The following is a 22221-nucleotide window of genomic DNA, read 5'->3' as shown; positions in this document are numbered from 1 at the left end:
GGAGTTCCCCAGGGCACAGCGAAGGGGAAGGTGGGACCTGCTGACCCGTGTGAAGGGTCCACGTGACCTCGACGAACTCGCGCCCGAGCAGCTGGAGCAGCTTGCCGGGGAGATCCGCTCGTTCCTGGTCGACTCGGTCGCCAAGACGGGCGGGCACCTGGGGCCCAACCTGGGCGTCGTCGAGCTGACCATCGCGCTGCACCGCGTGTTCGATTCCCCGAAGGACAGCATCCTCTTCGACACGGGCCACCAGAGCTACGTGCACAAGCTGCTGACCGGACGTCAGGACTTCTCCCGGCTTCGCCTCAAGGGCGGCCTGTCCGGATACCCCTCGCGTGCCGAGTCCGAGCACGACGTCATCGAGAACAGCCACGCCTCCACCGTCCTCGGCTGGGCCGACGGCCTCGCCAAGGCCAACGAGGTGCGCCAGAAGGACGACCACGTCGTCGCCGTCATCGGCGACGGCGCGCTGACCGGCGGCATGGCCTGGGAGGCGCTGAACAACATCGCCGCCGCGAAGGACCGTCCGCTCGTCATCGTCGTCAACGACAACGAACGCAGCTACGCGCCCACCATCGGCGGTCTCGCCAACCACCTCGCCACGCTGCGCACCACCGACGGCTACGAGCGCTTCCTCGCCCGCGGCAAGGAGGTCCTCAACCGCACCCCCGTCGTGGGCAAGCCGCTCTACGAGACGCTGCACGGCGCGAAGAAGGGCCTGAAGGACTTCATCGCCCCGCAGGGCATGTTCGAGGACCTGGGCCTGAAGTACGTCGGCCCGATCGACGGGCACGACGTCGCCGCCGTCGAGTCGGCCCTGCAGCGGGCGAAGCGTTTCGGCGGGCCGGTACTGGTGCACTGCCTGACGGAGAAGGGCCGCGGCTACCAGCCCGCGCTGGAGGACGAGGCCGACCAGTTCCACGCCGTCCCCGTCATCCACCCCGACACCGGGCTGCCGGTGAAGACCTCGGGCGCCGACTGGACTTCGGTCTTCGGCGAGGAGATGGTCAAGCTCGGCAGGGAACGCGAGGACATCGTGGCCATCACGGCCGCGATGATGCGCCCCACGGGACTTCACGCCTTCGCCGAGGAGTTCCCCGAGCGCGTCTACGACGTCGGCATCGCCGAGCAGCACGCCGCGGTCTCCGCCGCGGGACTGGCCACCGGCGGGCTCCACCCCGTCTTCGCCGTCTACGCGACGTTCCTCAACCGCGCCTTCGACCAGCTGCTCATGGACGTCGCGCTCCACGAGTGCGGCGTGACGTTCGTCCTCGACCGGGCCGGAGTCACCGGAACCGACGGGGCCTCCCACAACGGCATGTGGGACATGTCGATCCTGCAGTGCGTCCCCGGTCTGCGCCTGGCCGCCCCGCGCGACGCCGACCAGGTGCGCGCCCAGCTCCGCGAGGCCGTGGAGGTGGACGACGCCCCGACGGTGGTGCGCTACTCCAAGGGCGCCGTGGGGCCCGCGGTGCCGGCGGTCGGCCGCGTCGGCAGGATGGACGTGCTGCGCAAGGCCTCCGACACGGCGCGCCCCGACGTGCTGCTGGTCTCCGTCGGTGCGCTCGCCCCGATGTGCCTCGAGATCGCCGACCTGCTGGACAAGCAGGGGATCTCCACGACGGTCGTGGACCCGCGCTGGGTCAAGCCCGTGGACGAGGAGCTGGCGCCGCTCGCGGAGCAGCACCGCGTCGTGGTGACGGTGGAGGACAACAGCCGTGCGGGAGGCGTCGGTTCTGCCGTCTCGCAGGCGCTGCGCGACGCCGGTGTGGACGTGCCGCTGCGTGACTTCGGCATCCCGGAACGCTTCCTGGACCACGGCTCGCGGGCCGAGGTCATGGCCGAGATCGGGCTCACCGCGCCCGACATCGCCCGGCAGGTCACGGGTCTCGTGGCGAAGCTGGACGGCCGGTTCGAGACGCAGGCAGCGGAGGCGGCCCGCGACTGAGGCATTCGCACGCGACATGCCGCTGAAGGGCCTGACGGATCCCGCGAGGGACCGGTCAGGCCCTTCGCCGTCGTGCCCGCTAGCTTGAACGCATGCCGACCTCCCGCCCCTCCGCCGCCCCGACGCCGGTGCCCGCACGAGGTGCGCCGCCGCAGCGGGCGGCGGCCCGGCTGCTGCCGGGGGGCTTCTGGGGGCGGCTGCTGCCCGTACTGGCGCTGCTGGCGCTGGTGACCCGCGCGCCGTCGTTCGCGCGTCCGCTGTGGAATCCGGACGAGGGCTTCCTCGCCACGCAGGCACGGCAGTTGGAGGCCGGCGGCGTCCTGTACGAGACGGTCGTCGACCGCAAGCCGCCGCTGCTGCCCTGGCTCTACGAGGGCGCGTTCGCGGTCTTCGGGGACGGTTCGCTGTGGCCGCTGCGGGCAGCCGCCGTGGCAGCGGTGCTCACCGGCGCCGTGCTGCTCGCGTCGCTGGCGCGCCGCCGCTGGGGAGACCGGGCGGGCGTGCTTGCGGGAGTCTGCTATGTGCTGGTGTCCGTGGGGCTCGTCCCCGAGGACACGCAGGCGGCGACGTTCGAGGTCTTCATGCTTCCGTGGACCGTCCTCGCCATGTGGTGCGCCGACCGCGGCCGTTGGGCGGGAGCGGGCCTCGCGGTGGCGGCGGCAGCGCTGACGAAGCAGACGGGAGGCGCCGTCCTGCTGCCGGTGCTGTGGCTGCTGTGGCAGTCGCGGGGCGGCGGACGTGCGGCCGTGCGGCTCCTCGGGGCGGCGGCGCTTCCCGTCGCGGCCGCAGCGCTCGCGCTCGGTCCGGGACGGCTGCTGTTCTGGACGGTGACCGGCTCCGGCGACTACGCGTCGGTCGACGGCGCCGCCGCTCACGCCGCGCTGCGGGCAGCCGCCAACTCGGCACTGCTGGTGGGGGGTTGCCTGCCCGTCGTCCTCGCGGCGCGGTACGCGCGGCGCCGCCCGGGCGGGGCCGCCGACGTGTGGGTGTGGCTGGCGGCGTCAACTGCCGCCGTGACGGTGGGCTTCCAGTTCTTCGGCCACTACTTCCTGCAACTCACCCCCGCCCTGGCGCTGCTGGCCGCCTCAGCGCTCCAACACCTGCGCAGACAGGCGCTGTCGGCAGCTCTCGTTGTCCAGGGGCTGGTCACGGCGGCCTTCCTGCTGTGGGCGATGCTCGCCCCGTACGGCGAACTCGCCCACCAGCAGCGGCTGGCGGCGGAGATCCGCTCCCGCACCGTCCCGTCCGAGCGGGTGCTGCTGTGGGGCATGCACCCCGAGACCTACTGGCTCGCCGACCGCGCACCGGCGTCCCGCTACCTGACCGCCGGGTTCCTCACCAACTTCAGCGGCGGACGCGGCGGCGTCCGGGTGGGGGAGCGGTACGCCATGGACGGCGCCTGGCCGTACTTCGAAGGCGAGCTGCGGCGCGATCCGCCGGCGCTCGTGGTCGACGACTCGCGCGGCAAGCCCTACGCCGTGCGGCACACGCCGACGCTGCGCGAGTTCCTCGGGCGGCACTACGAGCGGGCGGGCACCGTCGGCGGCGCCGTCCTGTACGTCCGCGCACAGCCGCCCGCGGGCTGAGCGCGGCCCGGCCCTGCGACCCGGCCCGGTTCCGCCCCTTTGTAGGGCGGGGCCGGTTCCGGGGTAGGCGGGCAGGAGCGGCCGAGTCCGCCTGTCGACGCCGGAAGGTGGCACATGCAGTCCTTGAACCTGGCCTCGGGACAACAGCCCGCGGGGGGCATCGCGGGCTGGGCCGGCGACCTCGTGGAGACCATGGGCGGGCCCGGAGCGGGCCTGGCCATCGCCCTGGAGAACCTCTTCCCTCCTCTTCCCAGCGAGGTGGTGCTGCCCCTCACGGGCTTCGCGGCAGGACAGGGCGTGCTGTCCCTGGCCTCGGCGCTCTTCTGGACGACCCTGGGCTCGGTGGTCGGCGCGACCGCCCTCTACTGGCTCGGCGTGCTGCTCGGCCGTGAGCGCCTGCACGCGATCTGGGCGAAGCTGCCGCTGGTGAAGGCCGGGGACCTGACCCGGACCGAGGAATGGTTCGCCAAGCACGGGACGAAGGCCGTCTTCTTCGGCCGTATGGTCCCCGTCTTCCGCAGCCTGATCTCCGTGCCCGCCGGGGTCGAGCGCATGAGGCTGCCGGCCTTCCTGCTCCTGACCACCGCTGGCAGCCTGATCTGGAACTCCGTGCTGGTGCTGGCCGGTTACTGGCTCGGGGACCGGTGGAGCACGGTGGGAGAGTACGTCGGCCTGTTCTCCAAGGCCGTCGGGGCGCTCCTCGTGGTCGCGCTGGTCGTCTTCGTCGTGAAGCGGGTCTCGCAGCACCGCTCCGGACGCACCGGGGACCACCGCTCCTGACGCCGCGCCCTGCCGCGCCCCCTCTTCCGCGCCGCACGCGAAGGCGCCCGCCCGCGAAACCCTCGCGGACGGGCGCCTTCCGGCAGCTCCCGGAGCGTCCCTTAGGCGGGGACGCTCGCGACACCCGGCTCCAGGAAGCGGCGCCCGGTCGCCCGCTCGCTGACGCCCTCCCGGTCCAGGTACGGGGTGATCCCGCCCAGATGGAAGGGCCAGCCGGCACCGGTGATCAGGCACAGGTCGACGTCCTGCGCCTCGGCGACGACACCCTCGTCGAGCATGAGGCGGACCTCCTGCGCGATGGCGTCCAGCGCCCGCTCGCGCACCTGCTCCTCCGTGAGGACCGTGTCCCCGGTCTGGAACAGCGCCTCGACCTCCGGGTCCAGCTCGGGCTTGCCCGAGTCGTAGACGTACAGGTTGCGCTTGCCCGCCTCGACGATCCGGCCGAGGTTCTCCGAGACGCCGAAGCGGTCGGGGAACGCGGCGTGCAGCGTCTCCGAGACGTGGTGGGCGACGGCGGGCCCGACCAGCTCCAGCAGCACGATCGGCGACATCGGCAGCCCCAGCGGCGCGAGCGCCCTGTCGGCGACCTCGACCGGAGTGCCCTCGTCGATGGAGCGCAGCACCTCGCCGAGGAAGCGGGTCAGGACCCGGTTGACGACGAAGGCGGGGGCGTCCTTCACGAGGACCGCCGTCTTCTTCAGCGACTTGGCCACGGCGAAGGCGGTGGCCAGCGACGCGTCGTCCGTGCGCTCCGCGCGCACGATCTCCAGCAGCGGCAGGACCGCGACGGGGTTGAAGAAGTGGAAGCCGACGACCCGCTCGGGGTGGTTGAGCTGCGAGGCCATCTCTGTGATGGACAGCGACGAGGTGTTGGTGGCCAGGATGGCGTGCTCCGGCACGACCGCCTCGACCTCGGCGAAGATCCGCTGCTTGAGGCCCATCTCCTCGAAGACGGCCTCGATGACGAAGTCCGCGTCGGCGAACGCCGTGGCCTTGTCCAGCGAACCGGTCACCAGCGCCTTCAGCCGGTTGGCCTTGTCCTGGTTGATCCGGCCCTTGAGCAGCAGCTTGTCGATCTCCTCGTGGACGTAGCCCACGCCCTTGTCGACGCGCTCCTGGTCGATGTCGGTCAGCACGACCGGCACCTCCAGGCGGCGGGCGAAGAGCATCGCCAGCTGCGAGGCCATCAGGCCCGCACCCACCACGCCGACCTTGGTGACGGGACGCGCCAGCGACTTGTCGGGCGCACCGGCCGGCCGCTTGGCGCGCTTCTGCACCAGATTGAACGAGTAGATGCCGCTGCGCAGTTCGCCGCCCATGATGAGGTCGGCCAGCGCCTCGTCCTCGGCGTCGAAGCCGGCGCCCAGGTCGCCGCTCTTGGCCGCGGCGACGATGTCGAGGGCGCGGTAGGCGGCGGGCGCCGCACCGTGCACCTTGCCGTCGGCGACCTGCCTGCCCCGGTCCACGGCCTGGTCCCACGCCTCGCCGCGGTCGATCTCGGGCCGTACGACCTCGATCTCGCCCTTGAGGACGGACGCCGTCCAGCGCAGCGACTGCTCCAGGAAGTCGGCGCCCTCGAACAGGGCGTCGGCGATGCCCAGTTCGTAGACCTGCGGGCCCTTGATCTGCCGGTTCTGGTTCAGGGAGTTCTCGATGATGATCGAGACGGCCTTGTCGGCACCGATGAGGTTAGGCAGCAGCGCGCAGCCGCCCCAGCCCGGGACGAGCCCGAGGAAGACCTCGGGAAGCCCGAAGGCGGGCACTGCCTGCGAGACGGTGCGGTAGGTGCAGTGGAGACCCACCTCGACACCGCCGCCCATCGCGGCGCCGTTGTAGTACGCGAACGTCGGCACGCCCAGGTCGGACAGGCGCCGGAAGACGGCGTGCCCGCCCTGCCCGATGGCGAGGGCGTCGTCGCGCTCCTTGAGCAGCTCGACGCCCTTCAGGTCGGCGCCGACGGCGAAGATGAACGGCTTGCCGGTCAGCCCGACACCGACGATCTCGCCCTCCGCCGCCTCCTTCTCCACCTGATCGAGGGCCGCGTCCAGGTTGGCCAGCGAAGCGGGCCCGAACGTGGTCGGCTTGGTGTGGTCGAATCCGTTGTCCAGCGTGATCAGCGCGAACCGGCCGGCCCCGCCCGGAAGGTCGAGGTGGCGCACGTGCGCCTGCGTCACGACCTCGTCGGGGAACAGCTCCGCAGCGCCCTTCAGCAGCTCAGCTGTGTTGCTCACTTGCCTGCTCCCTCGTGTCCGTCGGCCGCGCCGCTCCAGTGCGGGTTCTCCCAGATGACCGTTCCGCCCATGCCGAAGCCGACGCACATCGTCGTCAGCCCGTACCGCACGTGCGGCTGCTCCTCGAACTGCCGGGCCAGCTGCGTCATCAGCCGTACGCCGGACGAGGCGAGCGGGTGGCCGTAGGCGATGGCGCCGCCGTACTGGTTCACGCGCGGGTCGTCGTCGGCGATGCCGTAGTGGTCCAGCAGGGCCAGCACCTGCACGGCGAAGGCCTCGTTGATCTCGAACAGGCCGATGTCGTCGATGGACAGCCCCGCCTTGGCGAGGGCCTTCTCGGTGGACGGCACCGGACCGACGCCCATGACCTCCGGCTCCACGCCGGCGAAGGCGTAGCTGACCAGCCGCATCCTGACGGGCAGGCCCGCCTCCTGGGCGAAGTCCTCGGCGGCGATCAGCGACGCGGTCGCGCCGTCGTTGAGGCCCGCGGCGTTGCCCGGCGTGACGCGGCCGTGCGCGCGGAAGGGCGTCTTGAGCCCGGCGAGCTGCTCCAGCGTGGTCCCCGGACGCATCGGCTCGTCCTGCGTGGCCAGGCCCCAGCCGGTCTCCCCGGCCTCCTCGTTCGAGCGCCGGACCGAGATCGGCACGAGGTCCTGCTGGATCTTGCCGTTGGCGTAGGCCTTGGCGGCCTTCTCCTGGCTGCGCACCGCGTACTCGTCGGCGCGCTGCTTGGTGAGGTGGGGGAAGCGGTCGTGCAGGTTCTCCGCGGTCATGCCCATGAACAGCGCGGACTGGTCGACCAGTTTCTCCGAGACGAAGCGCGGATTGGGGTCGACGCCCTCGCCCATCGGGTGCCGGCCCATGTGCTCGACGCCGCCCGCGACGACGACGTCGTACGCGCCGAAGGAGATGGATCCGGCGGTGCTCGTCACCGCCGTCATCGCACCGGCGCACATGCGGTCGATGGAGTACCCGGGCACGGTGTTGGGCAGCCCGGCGAGGATGCCGGCGGTGCGGCCCAGCGTCAGGCCCTGGTCGCCGATCTGCGTGGTGGCGGCGATCGCCACCTCGTCGATGCGCTCCGGCGGCAGGTCCGGGTTCCTGCGCAGCAGTTCACGGATGCACTTCACGACCAGGTCGTCGGCCCGGGTCTCGTGATAGATGCCCTTGGGGCCCGCCTTGCCGAACGGTGTACGGACGCCGTCGACGAAGACGACGTCCCTAGCGGTACGAGGCACTTTGGCTCTCCTCCAGGTGCGGTACAGATACGCCGGACGGCGCGCTTCCCACAGGCCATGCTACCCATGGGTAACTCAGGGGCAAGGCCCGCCTCCGGCGAGGGGTACACGTCACACTCCGGCCGGTGCGCGGCAGGCGCCACGGGGCTTCAGCGCCCGCCTCCGCGGAGCCGCCGTACGCGCCGGGCGAACCGGCCGGGAGTCCGCCGCCCGCGCCGGGGCAGCGGCAGGCCGGACGCCCGGGCGAAGGCCCCCGGCTGGTCGCCGGGCGAGGGGACCGGCGCCTTCCGTGCGGCCTGCGCCTTCACCTCGTGGTGCGATTCGTGGGCGGTCACGTAGAAGGGTTCGCAGACGACCGACGTGGCGTCGCTCAGCGCCCGTCCGGCGACGCCTCGGCGCCGCGCCACGGCGGCGAGCCACCCGAAGAACGCCATGACCGCCGCCAGGGACGCGGCGACCGCGAGATAGGCCACGAACTCCCCCACGGGCACTCCCCAGCTCTGCCTTTGACCGCGTCCCTCGCCCTGCGCCGGTTCTGGCTAACCGCGTCCCTCGCTCTGCGCCGGTTCCTCCGAGGGCGCGGGCGCCGCCAGGGCCTCCGTCAGCAGCCTGGCGGTCTGCTCGATCTGCCACTCCCGCGCACCCAGCGCCCGCAGCGCGGAGACGACCTCGGCCTCGGTGCGCACCCGGGGCGGCTGCCAGCACAGCCGGCGCACGCTGTCCGGAGTGAGCAGGTTCTCCTGCGGCAGCCGCAGCTCCTCCGCGCGGGCCGTCACCGCGGAGCGGGCGGCGGCGAGCCGGGCCGCGGCCGCGGGGTCCTTGTCCGCCCACGACCTCGGCGGAGGCGGCCCGTTGGTCGCCTGGCTCTGCTGGGGGAGCGCGGTCTCCGGCAGGGCCTTCGCCCGCTCGACGGCCGCCTGCCAGTGGTCGAGCTGCTTGCGTCCCATGCGGTGGCCGAAGCCCGGCAGCGCGGACAGGGCGCGGGCGTCCGAGGGCATCGCGAGCGCGGCCTCGACGATCGCCGCGTCGGTGAGGACCTTGCCGGGCGAGACGTCGCGCTTCTGCGCGATCTTGTCGCGGGCGGTCCACAGCTCCCGTACGACGGCGATCTGACGGCGCCGCCGCACCTTGTGCATGCCGGAGGTGCGCCGCCACGGGTCCTTGCGCGGCGGGGCGGGGGGAGCGGCGGCGATGGCCTCGAACTCCTGGCGGGCCCAGGGGAGCTTGCCCTGACGGTCCAGGTCCGCCTCCAGCGCGTCCCGCAGATCGACGAGGAGCTCCACGTCCAAGGCCGCGTAGTGCAGCCAGGGATCGGGGAGCGGACGCGTCGACCAGTCGACGGCGGAGTGGCCCTTCTCCAGGGTGTATCCGAGGACGTTCTCGACCATGGCGCCCAGCCCGACCCGGGCGTGGCCGGCCAGCCTGCCCGCGAGTTCGGTGTCGAAGAGCCGCCGCGGGACCATGCCTATCTCACGGAGGCAGGGCAGGTCCTGGCTCGCGGCGTGGAGCACCCACTCGGCGTCGGCCAGCACGTCTCCCAGCGTGGAGAGGTCGGGGCAGCCGACGGGGTCGATCAGTGCGCTCCCCGCCCCCTCACGCCGCAGCTGGACGAGGTACGCCCGCTGCCCGTACCGGTAGCCGGAGGCACGCTCGGCGTCGACGGCGACGGGGCCCGAACCGGCGGCGAACGCGGCGATGACCTCCGCGAGACCCGCCTCGTCCGCGACGACGGGCGGAACGCCCTCGCGGGGCTCCAGCAGAGGGACCGGCGCCGGACCCGTGTCCGGCTCCTCGGGCGGGGCCTGAGCTGCGTTTGCTGATGCGGTCTCTTGGGCGTCGGTCACCGGTCAAGAGTATCTGCGAGCGCAGGGTGGTTGTCCGAATGTCCGGGCAGACGGTTGCCCATACCACCGGAAACACCGCAGCCCGGTCTCGCGAGCCGGGTGTACTCGCCTGCGGCGCCGGGCACGGCAGAGGCGCCCGCCGACGGAACGTGCCGCCGGCGGGCGCCTGTGGGGGAGGGTTGCGGGGTGCGGTGTCAGTGGATGATGCCGGTGCGGAGCGCCACCGCGACCATGCCGGCGCGGTCGCCGGTGCCCAACTTGCGGGCGATGCGGGCGAGATGGGACTTGACCGTCAGAGCCGAGAGGCCCATCGAGACGCCGATGGCCTTGTTGGACTGGCCCTCCGCGACCAGCCGCAGCACCTCGACCTCGCGTCCGGACAGTTCGCGCTGCCCGCCCGGGTGGCCCGGACCGCCGGGCCCGCCGCCGGGGCGGCGGTGCATGCGCGCGGCGGCGGCACCGATGGGGGCGGCGCCGTGCCGGGTCGGCATGGCGCCGAGGTTGTTGCGGGTGCCGGTGACGACGTAGCCCTTCACGCCGCCGGCGAGGGCGTTGCGTACGGCTCCGATGTCGTCGGCGGCGGAGAGGGCCAGGCCGTTGGGCCAGCCCGCGGCTCGGGTCTCGGACAGCAGGCTGAGGCCGGAGCCGTCGGGGAGATGGACGTCGGCAACGCAGATGTCGCGCGGGTTGCTGACTCGGGGACGTGCCTCCGCGATCGACGACGCCTCGATGACATCCCGTACGCCGAGAGCCCAGAGATGTCGGGTCACGGTGGATCGGACTCGGGGGTCTGCCACGACGACCATTGCGGTCGGCTTGTTCGGGCGGTAGGCGACCAGGCTTGTGGGGTGCTCAAGAAGAACAGACACCGGGCCTCCGAGGGCTGGCTGCGGACGGAACGATTCCGGTGACCGTGCGGGGTGATCCGGGGTGTTCCGTGTTGAAGGGGTCATAGACTCCTTCGGCAGGTCGGGGGCCTGCCTTTAGGGAATGATCACCAATTGGTGACCGATATTTCCCGATTCGGACAGTCGCTCGACCTGCCGCCGGCCGTCAGAGCGGCTGGGGCCCGCGCCTCTTCGGCAGGGAGACCACGGAGGCGCCGTCGCCCTGCTCGGGCGGCAGTCCCGCGCACTGGCACAGCAGCTCCGCCCACGCCGCGAGATGGGCCGCCATGTCGGGCAGCGCGTCGGGTGCGGCGGGGTCGTCGGGGCGGGGCGTCCAGCTCGCGCGGATCTCCAACTCGCTCTGCGGGGGACGCTCTTCGAGCCCGCCGAAGTACGACGAGCCGGAGCGGGTCACCGTGCCGCTCGGGTCGCCGTACGTCGCCGAGCGGGTCTCCAGCGCGCCGGTCAGCCATGACCACGTGACCTCCGGCAGCAGCGGGTCGCCCGCCATCTCCGGCTCGAGGTCGGTGCGGCCGAGGGTGACGACGCGGAACGTGCCCTGCCAGGACTCCTGCCCCGACGGGTCGTGGAGCAGGACGAAGCGGCCGTCCGCGAGCTCCGGGGGGTCCCCGTCGGCGCCTTCGGCCGCCGGGTCCGTGACGCTGGCCGAGAGGGCGAAGGTGTAGGGCGCCAGGCGCTTGGGAGCGGGCAGCGCGGAGAGCTGCACCTCCGGCCGCGTGCGTGCGGCGTTCAGGGCCGCCACCGCGCGCTGAAAGGGCAGCGGGGCGCTGTCGCCTCCGCCGCCCGAGCTGCCGGAGCCCTCCGTCATCTGTGGTCGAGCCGCTGCCATGGGCCGAAGAGTAGGCCGCGGCGGCGGCGCAGACCCGTAGGGACACTCGCAAGTGGCCGAAGAGTGGTGGGTGTTGAGGCCGGACGTGGCGCCGGAGGGGGCCGTGAGCCGGGCGTGGGACGGGTACGGGCGCCGAGGAGCGGCGGCGAGAATGGCCGACAAGTGCGGGCCCGCTGCGGGGCCCGTACCGCGCGCGGGGGACCGGCCGGGGCGTGGGAGACTTCCTGCGTGAGTGCCAACGACCGCGCGACGGGCCAGCCGACAGCTTCCGGGGACCTGCCCCGCGACTCCGTCTTCCTCAAAGCGTGCCGGCGGGAGCCCGTGCCGCACACCCCGGTGTGGTTCATGCGGCAGGCCGGACGCTCGCTGCCCGAGTACCGCAAGGTGCGGCAGGGCATCGCGATGCTCGACTCGTGCATGCGGCCAGACCTCGTCACCGAGATCACGCTGCAGCCGGTGCGGCGCCACGGCGTGGACGCGGCGATCTACTTCAGCGACATCGTGGTGCCCCTGAAGGCGATCGGCATCGACCTGGACATCAAGCCCGGTGTGGGCCCCGTCGTCGAGTCGCCCGTCCGCACCCGCGCGGACCTGGAGCGGCTGCGCCCCCTGGAGCCGGGGGACGTCCACTACGTGACGGAGGCCGTCCGGCTGCTGACGCGCGAACTCGGCGGCACTCCGCTCATCGGCTTCGCCGGCGCGCCGTTCACGCTGGCCAGCTACCTCGTGGAGGGCGGCCCCTCGCGCAACCACGAGCACACCAAGGCCATGATGTACGGCGACCCGGAGCTGTGGGCGGCGCTGCTGGACCGGCTCGCGGACATCACCTCCGTTTTCCTGAAGGTGCAGATCGAGGCCGGGGCCTCGGCGGTGCAGCTCTTCGACTCGTGGGCCGGTGCTCTCGCCCCGGCCGACTACCGGCACTCCGTGCTGCCCGCGTCCGCCAAGGTCTTCGACGCCGTCGCCGGGTACGGGGTGCCCCGTATCCACTTCGGCGTCGGCACCGGCGAGCTGCTGGGCGCCATGGGTGAGGCGGGCGCGGACGTCGTGGGGGCGGACTGGCGGGTGCCGCTGGACGAGGCGTCCCGCAGGATCGGCGCGGGCAAGGCCGTACAGGGCAACCTCGACCCGGCGGTGCTCTTCGCGCCGCGCGAGGCGGTGGAGGCTCAGGCGCGGCGGGTGCTCGACGCGGCGCGCGGCCTGGACGGGCACATCTTCAACCTCGGCCACGGCGTGCTGCCCGACACCGAGCCGGACGCCCTGACCCGGCTCGTGGAGTACGTCCACGAGCAGACCGCGACGGGCTGAGGGGCCGGGCGCCTACTCCCGGCGCTCCTGCCGGACCGCTGCCGCCGCCTTCCGTGCCGCCACCAGGACCGGATCCCAGACGGGAGAGAAGGGCGGCGCGTAACCGAGGTCGAGGTAGATCATCTGCTCGACCGTGAGTCCGGCGGTCAGTGCGACCGCGGCGACGTCCACGCGCTTGCCGGCGCCGGTGCGTCCCACGATCTGCGTGCCCAGCAGCCGGCCGGTGCCGCGTTCGGCGAGCATCTTCACGCGCATGGACTCGGCGCCCGGGAAGTAGCCCGCGCGTCCAGTGGCGTCGGCGGTGACCGTCACGAACTGCAGCCCGGCCTCGCGGGCCTGCGACTCCAGCACGCCCGTGCGGGCGATCTCAAGGTCGCAGACCTTGCTGACCGCGGTGCCGACGACGCCGGGGAAGGTGGCGTAACCGCCGCCGATGTTCGCTCCGATGACCTGGCCGTGCTTGTTGGCGTGGGTGCCCAGCGCGACGTGGCGGGTGCGTCCGGAGACGAGGTCGAGGACCTCGACGCAGTCGCCCCCGGCCCAGATGTCCGTGTGGCCGCGTACCCGCATGGCCAGATCGGTCAGCAGCCCGCCGGACTCGCCGACGGGCAGCCCGGCCTCGCGGGCGAGCGACGTCTCGGGGGCGACGCCCAGGCCCAGCACCACCACGTCCGCGGGGTAGGTCCGCTCCCCGGCGGTGACGGCGCGGGCGCGTCCCTTCCCGTCGGTCTCGACCGCGGTGACCTCGGCGCCCGTGACGACCTCCATGCCCATTCCGCACATCGCGTCGCGCACCAGTGCGCCCATGTCCGGGTCGAGAGTGGTCATCGGCTGTTCGGCCTGGTCGAGGACCGTGACCTCGTAGCCCCGCAGGGTCAGCGCCTCGGCCATCTCCACGCCGATGTAGCCGGCGCCGACGACGACGGCCCGCCGCCGCTCGCCGCCGGACCCGGACTCCACGCCGCCCAGGGTGCCGAGCAGGGCCTCGCCGTCCTCCAGGGTCTGCACGGCGTGCACGCCCGGGGCGTCGATGCCGGGGAGCGGTGGACGCAGGGGGGCGGCTCCCGTGGCGACGACCAGTTCGTCGAAGCCGGTCCACTCCTCACCGCCGTCCCCCGACAGGCCGCGGGCGAGGACCCGTCCGCCGTCCACGTCGATCCGCGTGACCTCGGTGCGCATGCGCAGGTCGATCCCGCGTTCGCGGTGCGCTTCGGGCGTACGGGCGATGAGGTCGTCGCGCGAGTCGACCGACCCGCCGATCCAGTACGGGATGCCGCACGCCGAGTACGAGGTGAAGTCGCCGCGCTCGAACGCGATGATCTCCAGCTCGTCCGGGCCCTTGAGCCTGCGGGCCTGGGACGCGGCCGACATCCCCGCCGCGTCACCTCCGACGACGACCATCCGGCGTGCAGCGGCCATGGTGCGTGCTCCCTCCGTCTCGTGGGCGCGGGCGCCGTGCCGAGGGCGTGTCCGGGACCCGTGCCGGTGTGAGCGGGTGCCCCGGTACGCCGGTCCCCACTGCCTTGCGGGTCGTACCCCGTGCAACAGTTTCCGCATGCATGTGATCGTCATCGGCGGCGGTGTCTCCGGGCTCGCCGCGGCACACCGGCTGCTCGCCGGCGGCGCGTCCGTGACCCTGCTGGAGGCTTCGCCGCGGCTCGGCGGGAAGCTCCTGACCGGGGAGGTGGCCGGGACGGCCGTCGACCTGGGCGCGGAGTCGATGCTCGCCCGCAGGCCCGAGGCTGTGCGGCTGGCGCGGGAGGCCGGACTGGGCGACGCGCTGCAGCCGCCGGCGGTCGCCGGCGCGGCTGTCTGGTCGCGGGGCGAGATGTGCGCCATGCCGAAGGGGCACGTGATGGGCGTGCCGGGCGAACCGGAGGCGCTGAGCGGTCTGCTCTCCGAGGCCGGCCGCGCCCGCGTCGCGGAGGACGCCCGGCTGCCGGCGACGGAGGTCGGCGAGGACGTCGCGATCGGCGAGTACGTCGCCGCCCGTGTGGGACGCGAGGTCGTGGACCGGCTGGTCGAGCCGCTGCTGGGCGGGGTGTACGCGGGAGACGCGTACCGCATCTCGATGCGTGCGGCGGTGCCGCAGCTGTACGAGGCGGCGCGGGGCGAGCCCTCGCTGCTGGCGGCGGTACGCGGACTGCTGCGGGCACAGGCGGAGACACAGCGCCAGGCACAACCACGAACGCAGGGTTCTGCCGGGGCCCCCGCGGGGTCGCCGGTGTTCATGGGGCTGGAGGGCGGCGTGGGGCGCCTGCCGGGAGCCGTCGCCCGTGCCTGCCGCGACGCGGGCGCCGAGATCCGCACCGGTGTCGCCGTACGCACGGTCCGCGGTCCCCGGACGGGCACCCGCTCCGGCCGGGAGGTCGTCACGGAGGCCGGCGAGGTGTTCGCCGCCGACGCCGTCGTGCTCGCGGTGCCCGCCCCTCGGGCGGCGGCGATCCTCGCGGACGAGGTGCCCGCGGCGGCTGCCGAGCTGGACGCCGTCGAGTACGCGTCGATGGCCCTCGTGACGATGGCGTTCCGCCGCCCCGACATCGGGGCGCCGCCGCAGGGCAGCGGCTTCCTCGTGCCTCCCGTCGACGGGCGCACCATCAAGGCGTCGACCTTCTCCAGCAACAAGTGGGGCTGGGTCGCCGCGAGCAGCCCCGGACTGTTCGTGCTGCGGACGTCCGTGGGCCGGTACGGCGAGGAGCGGGTGCTCGAGCAGGACGACGCGGACCTCGTCGAACTGTCGCTGCGCGACCTGCGGGAGGCGACGGGGCTCTCGGCCGCCCCCGTCGACAGCGTGGTGACCCGCTGGGACGGCGGCCTGCCGCAGTACCCCGTCGGGCACACGGAGCGGGTGGAGCGCGTCCGCCGTGCCGTCGGGGAGGCCGGCGGTCTGGCGGTGTGCGGAGCCGTCTACGAGGGCGTCGGCATCCCCGCCTGCGTCGGCAGCGGCGTGCGTGCCGCCGAGCAGACCCTCGCGCGGGCCGTGCCGGAGGACGAGCGAGAATAGGCCGCATGACTGCTGCACCGGACAAGGCGCCCAACGCGGGCAAGAAGGCCAAGGACCTCAACGAGGTCATCCGCTACACCCTGTGGTCGGTCTTCCGGCTGCGGGACGTGCTCCCCGAGGACCGCACCGGATACGCGGACGAGGTGGAGGAGCTGTTCGGCCAGCTCGCCGCGAAGGACGTCACGGTGCGCGGCACCTACGACGTCTCCGGGCTGCGGGCCGACGCGGACGTCATGATCTGGTGGCACGCCGAGTCGTCCGACGCCCTGCAGGAGGCCTACAACCGCTTCCGGCGCACGCGGCTGGGCCGCGCCCTGGAACCGGTGTGGTCGAACATGGCGCTGCACCGTCCCGCCGAGTTCAACAAGTCGCACGTCCCGGCCTTCGTGGCAGGGGAGGAGCCGCGGGCGTACGTGAGCGTCTACCCGTTCGTGCGCTCCTACGAGTGGTACCTGCTGCCCGACGAGGACCGGCGGCGGATGCTCGCCGACCACGGCAAGATGGCTCGCGGCTTCCCGGACGTACGGGCCAACACCGTGCCGTCCTTCTCACTCGGCGACTACGAGTGGATCCTCGCGTTCGAGGCCGACGAACTGCACCGCATCGTCGACCTCATGCGGCACCTGCGCGGTTCGGAGGCGCGGATGCACGTACGCGAGGAGGTGCCCTTCTACACGGGGCGGCGGAAGCCGGTCGCGGAGCTCGTGGCCGGGCTGGTCTGACGGCTCACGCGGCCGCTGCCGGTCAGCTCCCGTCCGGGAGCGGCCGCGGTGCCGGACGGGCCGCGCACTCGGCTGCCCGTCCGGGCGTCCTGCCGTGCAGCAGATACGCCGTCAGACGGCGGTCCACGCACGTGTTGCCGCCGGCGACGCCGTGTGTCCCGGCGCCCCGCTCTGTGACGAGCGACGAGCCGGGCAGCCGCAGCCAGGTGCGCACGGCGCCCTCGTAGGGAGTGGCGGGGTCGCGGGTGGCGGCGAGCAGCAGGACGGGGGGAAGGTCGCCGGGCCGGGCTCCCACGTCCACGGGCCGTGACCGCTCGCCGTGCCAGTACGCGCAGGGCAGGTTCGTCCAGGCGTTCTCCCAGGTCTGGAACGGCGCCCTGCGGGCGACGGCCGTACCGTCCCGGTCCCAGCGAGCGAAGTCGCGCGGCCAAGGGGCGTCGGAGCACTTCACCGCGTTGTAGACGGCGTCGCTGTTGGCCCGGGCCGCTGCTCCGTGGCGGTCCGGGGCGGCCTCCGCGACCAGGGGCCGCGGGTCGCCGCGGCGGAACGCCGACAGGGCCGCCGCGTGCCGGGGCCAGGTTCCGGCGTCGTAGCCGACGCGGACGTAGTCGGCGAGCAGTTGCCTGGAGCCGACGCCGCGTCCCGCCGATCCGCCCACGCGCCCGGCGTCGAGGGTGGCGCGCACCTTGTCGAACTGGCGCTGCACGGCACGCGGGGTGCGGCCGAGCCGGTAGACGGAGTGGTGCCGGGCCACCCACCGCTTCCAGTCGAGCCAGCGGCGTTCGAAGGCGATGTTCTGTTCCAGGTCGGAGCGGTACCAGACGCGGCCGGGCCGGGGGTCGACGACGCTGTCCAGGACGAGGCGGCGCACCCGCCCGGGGAAGAGCGTCGCGTAGACGGCGCCCAGGTAACTGCCGTACGAGGTGCCGACGAAGTTGAGCTTGCCGCTGCCCAGCGCGGCACGCAGGACCTCGAGGTCGCGCGCGTTGTCAGGGGTGGTGAAGTGGTCGAGCCGGTCGCCCGCCCGTGCGGCGCAAGCCGCCGCGTACGCCGCCGCTTTCCGCCGCATCGCCCGCTTGTACGCCGCGGAGGGGTCGCGCGGGGAGCGGGCGGGGCGGGCGGCTGACCGGCCGCGGGCGCTCTCCCCGCACGTGAGCGGGGCGGACCGGCCGACGCCGCGGGGGGCGTAGCCCACGAAGTCGTACGCCTTGTTGAGCTTCCTCCATACGCGGTCGCCGAATGCAGACGCGTACATCGGGAAGCTCATGCCGTTGCCGCCGGGGCCGCCGGGGTTGTAGAGCAGCGCTCCCTGGCGTGCGGGGCCCGTCGCTCTGCGCCTGCTGACGGTCAGCCGGATCTTCTCGCCCCCGGGGCGCGCGTAGTCGACGGGGACGGTGACCTTCCCGCACTCCACCGGCGCGGGAAGCTGCTCGGCGGCGGGACAGTCCGTCCAGTCGATCCCGGCGGCCGCGGCGGCGGAGGCGGCCGATGCGGTGCCGGCGGCTGACGCGGTACCGGTGGCCGACGTGGTGCCGGCGGTCGACCGGGCGTCCCGGAGGGGGAAGGGCGCGGCTACCGGTGCGCTGCCGGACGGTACGACGGAGGCGGCCGTCAGCACCAGGGCGCCGAGTGCGCCGTGGAGTGCAACTGAGCGCACAGGGAGGCTCGTTCCTACTCGTCCGCGGGGGCTGACGCTGCCCGGAGGGGCTCCCGCCCCGGAAGGGAACGGAGAGTGGGCAGTCGTGAGCGTTGAGTGACAAGTCGGATGCTCAGTGCGGGAGTTGGCGAAGTAAAGGACCTCGCAGCGGTGTCGGCGTGATGCGCTCGATGCAGCGACATCCCACGCTTCTGTGCGGGCGGCGGGGGAGGTGCGGGCGGCGGCAGCAGGTGCGGCGCCGCCCGCGTCGCGGGGCGTGGGCCGTCAGCCCGCCTGCCGGGCGGCGCGCAGCCGGTACAGGGCGCGGCGCACCCGGCCTTCGGGCGGCGGCGTCGCACCGGAGCGTTCGAGCCACCAGCGGCGCACCTTCAGCCGGGTGGCCCGGTCGACGGCCCTGCCCTCCTCCGTCAGACGGCGTGCGAAGTCCAGGGCGTCGCGCCGGTAGCCGCCCTCCATCGGGCGGCCGCGCGCGTAGGCGGCGAACTCGGTGCGGAAGGTCTTCTCGCCGAGGATCTCCGGGAGTTCGGGCGCGACCTTCGCGACGACGTCGGCCCGCTTGCCGATCAGCGCCCGCCGCTGCACGGCCAGCCGTTCCGCGTCGAAGCCGTCGGGCACGGGTCCGTCCGCGACCAGCGCGGCCAGCAGCGCGGTCTGGGCACGGGCGAGCCGCTCACGAGCAGCGGAGGTGCCGTCGCCGGGGTGGGTCTCAGCCATGCCGGGCCTCCGCTTCCGCGCCGCCGCCCGCGAGGACGGCGCGTATGCCGTCCAGTTCGGCCGCCAGCTCGGCGACGGGCGGGAAGTTCTCGTCGCGTTCCAGCAGCACTCCGGGCGGCGCGGTCCGGGCACACAGCTGCGCGAGCACGTCCAGGACGGGCTGCGGCACCGGGTGGCCGTGGCTGTCGTGCCAGACGCCGTCCCGCTCGAACCCGCCCGCGACGTGCACGTACGCCAGCGCGTCGAGGGGGAGTTCGCCGAGCGCGACCGCCGGGTCCTCGCCGCGGTTGACGTGGTTGGTGTGCAGGTTGGCGACGTCGATGAGCAACTGGACGCCCGTACGCTCCACTAGTTCGGCGAGGAAGCGTCCCTCGCTCATCTCTTCGCCCGGCCAGTTGACGAGCGCGGCGATGTTCTCCACGGCGAGCGGCACCGGCAGCGCCTCCTGCGCTGCCGCGACGTTCTCGCAGAGCACGTCCAGCGCGTCCCGGGTGCGCGGCACGGGCAGCAGATGGCCCGCCTCCATGCGCGGCCGGCCCGTGGTGCCGCCGCCGGCCCGTACGAAGGCGATGTGCTCGGTGACCAGCGGGGCCTGGAGCGCCTCCGCGCGCTCGGCGAGCGCCGCGAGCTTCGCCGGGTCGGGGCGGTCGGCTCCTCCGAGGCCGAGTGAGACGCCGTGCGGGACGATCTTCGTTCCGCGCTCGCTCAGACGCAGCAGCGGCTCGGGAAGATGGTCCGGGCAGACGTTCTCGGCGACGACCTCGACCCAGTCGATGCCCGGCTGCGCCTCGATGCCGTCCGCGATCTCGGGCCGCCAGCCGATGCCCGTACCGAGCCGGACCCGCGTGTCGGCGGCACGCGTGCCGGTGGCCCTGATGTCCGTCGCCCCCATGTGCGTTCCTCCCCCGTGGAGCCGTCAGCGCGACGGCTCCGGTCGTCCTGCGGACCGGCCAGTGCGATCCGGTGCCCGCGCCTGCTGTGCCGCTCTACGGGCTACTGCCACGCAGCGCGCGCCCGAATCCCGGGCACCGGGTTTTCAGAGCCCTGCTTGAGCTTTCACCCCTCGCGCAGGCGGGATCAGCGGTCCAGCGCCGGGTGATCGGCGACGACCGTGCAGGTGCCCGGGGCGATCTCGGTGTGGCCCGCGTCCTGTACGACGGGGAGGCCGCTGCGCACCAGGCTCTCCCACTCCGCCGTGTCCGCCGCCCTGCGTACGGCGAGGGCGAAACCGGCTGCCGACCAGGCCGCACGGCCCTCCGACTCCAGCCGCCACCAGGCCAGTTGGGCTCCGTGCGCGGCCTGCGCCATCGCCTTGCCCGCGGACATCTCCAGCCCGGGAGGCATCCACAGCACCGCAGTTCCCGCCGCGGGCCGCGCGGGCGGCTGTGCGTCCTCCAGGACGGTGCCCGAAACCTGCAGCCGTGACAGGTCCTTGGGCCATCCGTCGACGGGGACAGGCGGGAAGACGCGGACGGACGCCGTTCCGCCGGTGACGGTGAGGCCCGGCAGCGCCTCCGCGCGGCGCCACTCCGCTCCGCGTGCCCGCCGTACGACCTTGCGGATGTCGCGCTGCTCCCACCGCCGCACGGCCTCCGCCCATTCCCCGGCGGTACCGGGTTCCCCTTCGACGGCGCCCGGCTCCGCGAAGTCGCGGCCGGGGGTGCTGCGTTCGTCAGCGAGGAGGGCGAGGACGGCGCGGGCAGCGGTCTCCAGGGCGTCGGTCAGGGCGGGCGGAGCGTCTCGTTCGAGCCGTACCACCAGCGGTAGCGCGTAGTCCTCTGCCTTCTGTGCGTCCTGTGCGTCGATCACCCACCGAAGTCTGCCAGCACGGGCTAACGTCGGCAGACATGAGATCGGACCAACTCTCATGAGGCTGGACGGGGTCGGCCGCCGGTACGGCTTGCGCGGAGACTGGGTGCTGCGCGAAGTGGACCTCTCCCTGCCCGAACGCAGCCTGGTGCGCTTCGAAGGGGGCAACGGCAGCGGCAAGTCGACGCTGCTGCGGATGCTCGCCGGTGTCGAGACCCCCACGGAAGGGCAGATCACGGGGCGGCCATCCTGCGGCTACGTACCGGAACGCTTCCCCGCCACCATGCCGCTCACGACGCGCGGCTACCTGACCCACCTGGGCCGCGTGCACGGCCTGAGCAGGACCGTCGCCGTCCGCCGGGCCGGCGAGTGGCTGGAGCGGTTCGGGGCCGCGGGCCACTCGGACACCCCGCTGTCGGAACTGTCCAAGGGGACGAGCCAGAAGGTCGCCGTCACGCAGGCGCTGATGGCGCGCCCCGGCCTGCTCGTGCTGGACGAGGCGTGGACCGGGCTCGACCACGACGCCCGCACAGTGCTGGACCACGCCGTCGCCGAGCGGGTGGCCGAGGGGGCGACAGTCGTCTTCGTCGACCACGACCCCGGGCGCCTCGCCGGTGCGTCCGACGCGGCGTACAGGGTCGAAGGGGGGCGGTTGCGGCCCGTCGCCGAGAAGGACGGACCGCGCCGCCGCGGTGGGGCGGCGGGCGGGGGGAAGCGCGTGCGCGTCGTCGCCGAAGGGCCGCCCGGGCAGCCGCCGCCGGCGCTGCCCGCCTCGGTGATCGCGGAGCAGCTGCCGGGCGGCACGATCGTCCTGACCGCTCCGGTCGCCTACTCCGACGTGCTGCTCGGGAGCCTGCTCGAGCAGAACTGGTACATCCGGTCCGTACGCGAGGAATCCGCATGAGTGCCCTGCTCGGCTACCACACGGCGCTGCTGATGCGCTCCCAGCGCTGGCTCCCGCCCATGCTGCTCTACGCCGCCGTCATGGGGATCGGGGTGCAGTGGGGGCAGCCCGTGCTGGACGGACTCGGGTACGCGGCGGCCGGGCTGCTGCCCGTGACGGCCTGGGTCGTCCGCATCTGCCTGAACATCGAGCCCCTGGCCGCACGGCAGTGCACCGCCGCCGCCGCGGGACCCGCGCGGGTGCATCTGGCCGGCATCCTCGCCGCGCTGCTTCTGACGTGCGTCCTCGGCGCGGTGGGCGCCGTCTACGTCGTGGCCGTCAGCGACCCGAGGAGTTCGGCCGGGCACGTGGCGGTGCCGCTGCTGCCCGCGGTGCAGGCCGGGCTGCTGGCCGCGTTCACGTGCGCGTTCTTCGGCGCGGCCATCGGCGCGCTGTGCAACCGCCCGCTGCTGAGCAACTCGGGGGTCGCGACTCCGGCGAGCCTGCTGGCGGTGCTGCTCGTCCTCGTCGTGGGAGGCTCCCCGGCGAACGCTGCGGTCGCCGGCCTCGTGTCCGCCTCGCACGAGGGCGCGGTGACCCTGCCCTGGCTGCCGGCCGTGGCGTCCCTGGCCGTGGCGGCGCTGGCGACGTGGCTGGCCTGCTCGCAGGCGGGACGCCGGGGTTAGGTTCTGTCTGACAAATCCCGCCTGGTTGGCGGTGTCCGGCACGCGTCCTCACTGCGTTGTCGATCGTCGGCGCA

The 22221-nt window shown here is 73.4% G+C and carries 17 protein-coding genes and 1 pseudogene; 8 read left to right on the top strand and 10 right to left on the bottom strand.

All coding sequences use genetic code 11. The annotated features are described in order from the left end of the window. The first annotated feature begins 37 nt into the window (after positions 1–37). From dxs to IEY56_RS21385, 3 genes are all read left to right on the top strand, one after another. Complete coding sequence (gene dxs / locus IEY56_RS21395; RefSeq protein ID WP_189038995.1) at positions 38–1948, top strand: 1-deoxy-D-xylulose-5-phosphate synthase; 1911 nt, start codon at positions 38–40, stop codon at positions 1946–1948. Positions 1949–2040: 92 nt separating this feature from the next. Next, on the top strand, positions 2041–3534 hold the full coding sequence (locus tag IEY56_RS21390; protein WP_189038900.1) for a glycosyltransferase family 39 protein: 1494 nt from the start codon (positions 2041–2043) through the stop codon (positions 3532–3534). Between the two features lie 114 nt (positions 3535–3648). After that, a complete protein-coding gene (locus IEY56_RS21385) occupies positions 3649–4314 on the top strand; it encodes a DedA family protein (protein WP_189038899.1) in 666 nt (221 codons plus the stop codon). A gap of 101 nt (positions 4315–4415) precedes the next feature. Here IEY56_RS21385 and IEY56_RS21380 read toward each other — a convergent pair whose 3' ends face one another. From IEY56_RS21380 to IEY56_RS21355, 6 genes are all read right to left on the bottom strand, one after another. Further along, a complete protein-coding gene (locus tag IEY56_RS21380) occupies positions 4416–6545 on the bottom strand; it encodes a 3-hydroxyacyl-CoA dehydrogenase NAD-binding domain-containing protein (protein WP_189038898.1) in 2130 nt (709 codons plus the stop codon). Continuing rightward, positions 6542–7783, bottom strand: a complete 1242-nt coding sequence (locus tag IEY56_RS21375; RefSeq protein ID WP_189038897.1) for a thiolase family protein — start codon at positions 7781–7783, stop codon at positions 6542–6544. The genes IEY56_RS21380 and IEY56_RS21375 overlap by 4 nt, the downstream gene beginning before the upstream one ends. Positions 7784–7932: 149 nt before the next feature. After that, positions 7933–8268 carry a hypothetical protein gene (locus IEY56_RS21370; RefSeq protein WP_229712088.1) on the bottom strand — a complete coding sequence of 112 codons (336 nt, stop codon included), beginning with the start codon at positions 8266–8268 and terminating at the stop codon, positions 7933–7935. 54 nt (positions 8269–8322) lie between these two features. After that, positions 8323–9627, bottom strand: a complete 1305-nt coding sequence (locus IEY56_RS21365) for an HRDC domain-containing protein (RefSeq protein WP_189038896.1) — start codon at positions 9625–9627, stop codon at positions 8323–8325. Positions 9628–9821: 194 nt separating this feature from the next. Beyond that, a complete protein-coding gene (locus IEY56_RS21360; protein WP_045865701.1) occupies positions 9822–10496 on the bottom strand; it encodes a response regulator transcription factor in 675 nt (224 codons plus the stop codon). 184 nt (positions 10497–10680) lie between these two features. After that, complete coding sequence (locus IEY56_RS21355; RefSeq protein ID WP_189038895.1) at positions 10681–11364, bottom strand: DUF3000 domain-containing protein; 684 nt, start codon at positions 11362–11364, stop codon at positions 10681–10683. A gap of 228 nt (positions 11365–11592) precedes the next feature. Here IEY56_RS21355 and hemE point away from each other — a divergent pair, with 228 nt between their 5' ends. Next, positions 11593–12672 carry a uroporphyrinogen decarboxylase gene (gene hemE, locus IEY56_RS21350; protein ID WP_189038894.1) on the top strand — a complete coding sequence of 360 codons (1080 nt, stop codon included), beginning with the start codon at positions 11593–11595 and terminating at the stop codon, positions 12670–12672. Between the two features lie 12 nt (positions 12673–12684). Here the strand turns inward: hemE and IEY56_RS21345 are convergent, their stop codons facing one another. Beyond that, positions 12685–14091 (bottom strand): FAD-dependent oxidoreductase, encoded by a 1407-nt coding sequence (locus IEY56_RS21345; protein ID WP_189038893.1) that lies wholly within the window; start codon positions 14089–14091, stop codon positions 12685–12687. Between the two features lie 136 nt (positions 14092–14227). On the opposite strand from IEY56_RS21345, the gene hemG reads away from it, so the two are divergent. Both hemG and hemQ read left to right on the top strand, forming a co-directional pair. Next, positions 14228–15676 carry a protoporphyrinogen oxidase gene (gene hemG / locus IEY56_RS21340; RefSeq protein ID WP_189038892.1) on the top strand — a complete coding sequence of 483 codons (1449 nt, stop codon included), beginning with the start codon at positions 14228–14230 and terminating at the stop codon, positions 15674–15676. A gap of 5 nt (positions 15677–15681) precedes the next feature. Further along, complete coding sequence (gene hemQ, locus IEY56_RS21335; RefSeq protein WP_189038891.1) at positions 15682–16398, top strand: hydrogen peroxide-dependent heme synthase; 717 nt, start codon at positions 15682–15684, stop codon at positions 16396–16398. Positions 16399–16420: 22 nt separating this feature from the next. Here hemQ and IEY56_RS21330 read toward each other — a convergent pair whose 3' ends face one another. From IEY56_RS21330 to IEY56_RS21320, 3 genes and pseudogenes are all read right to left on the bottom strand, one after another. Beyond that, positions 16421–18055, bottom strand: a complete 1635-nt coding sequence (locus IEY56_RS21330; RefSeq protein WP_189038890.1) for an alpha/beta hydrolase — start codon at positions 18053–18055, stop codon at positions 16421–16423. Positions 18056–18319: 264 nt separating this feature from the next. Then, positions 18320–19661, bottom strand: a pseudogene (locus tag IEY56_RS21325) (multinuclear nonheme iron-dependent oxidase). Between the two features lie 185 nt (positions 19662–19846). Next, entirely contained in the window at positions 19847–20578 is a 732-nt protein-coding gene (locus IEY56_RS21320) for a peptidyl-tRNA hydrolase (protein WP_229712087.1), read from the bottom strand. A 58-nt stretch (positions 20579–20636) separates the two neighbouring features. On the opposite strand from IEY56_RS21320, the gene IEY56_RS21315 reads away from it, so the two are divergent. Then, a complete protein-coding gene (locus tag IEY56_RS21315; RefSeq protein ID WP_189038888.1) occupies positions 20637–21482 on the top strand; it encodes an ATP-binding cassette domain-containing protein in 846 nt (281 codons plus the stop codon). Then, a complete protein-coding gene (locus tag IEY56_RS21310; protein ID WP_189038887.1) occupies positions 21479–22147 on the top strand; it encodes an ABC transporter in 669 nt (222 codons plus the stop codon). The genes IEY56_RS21315 and IEY56_RS21310 overlap by 4 nt, the downstream gene beginning before the upstream one ends. Positions 22148–22221: the final 74 nt, after the last annotated feature.

Source organism: Streptomyces daqingensis, assembly GCF_014645895.1.
In the GTDB taxonomy this organism is placed as follows: Bacteria; Actinomycetota; Actinomycetes; order Streptomycetales; family Streptomycetaceae; genus Streptomyces; species Streptomyces daqingensis.
The sequence above is the reverse complement of the archived record's forward strand: the minus strand, read 5'-3'. Positions and strand labels throughout refer to the sequence as shown.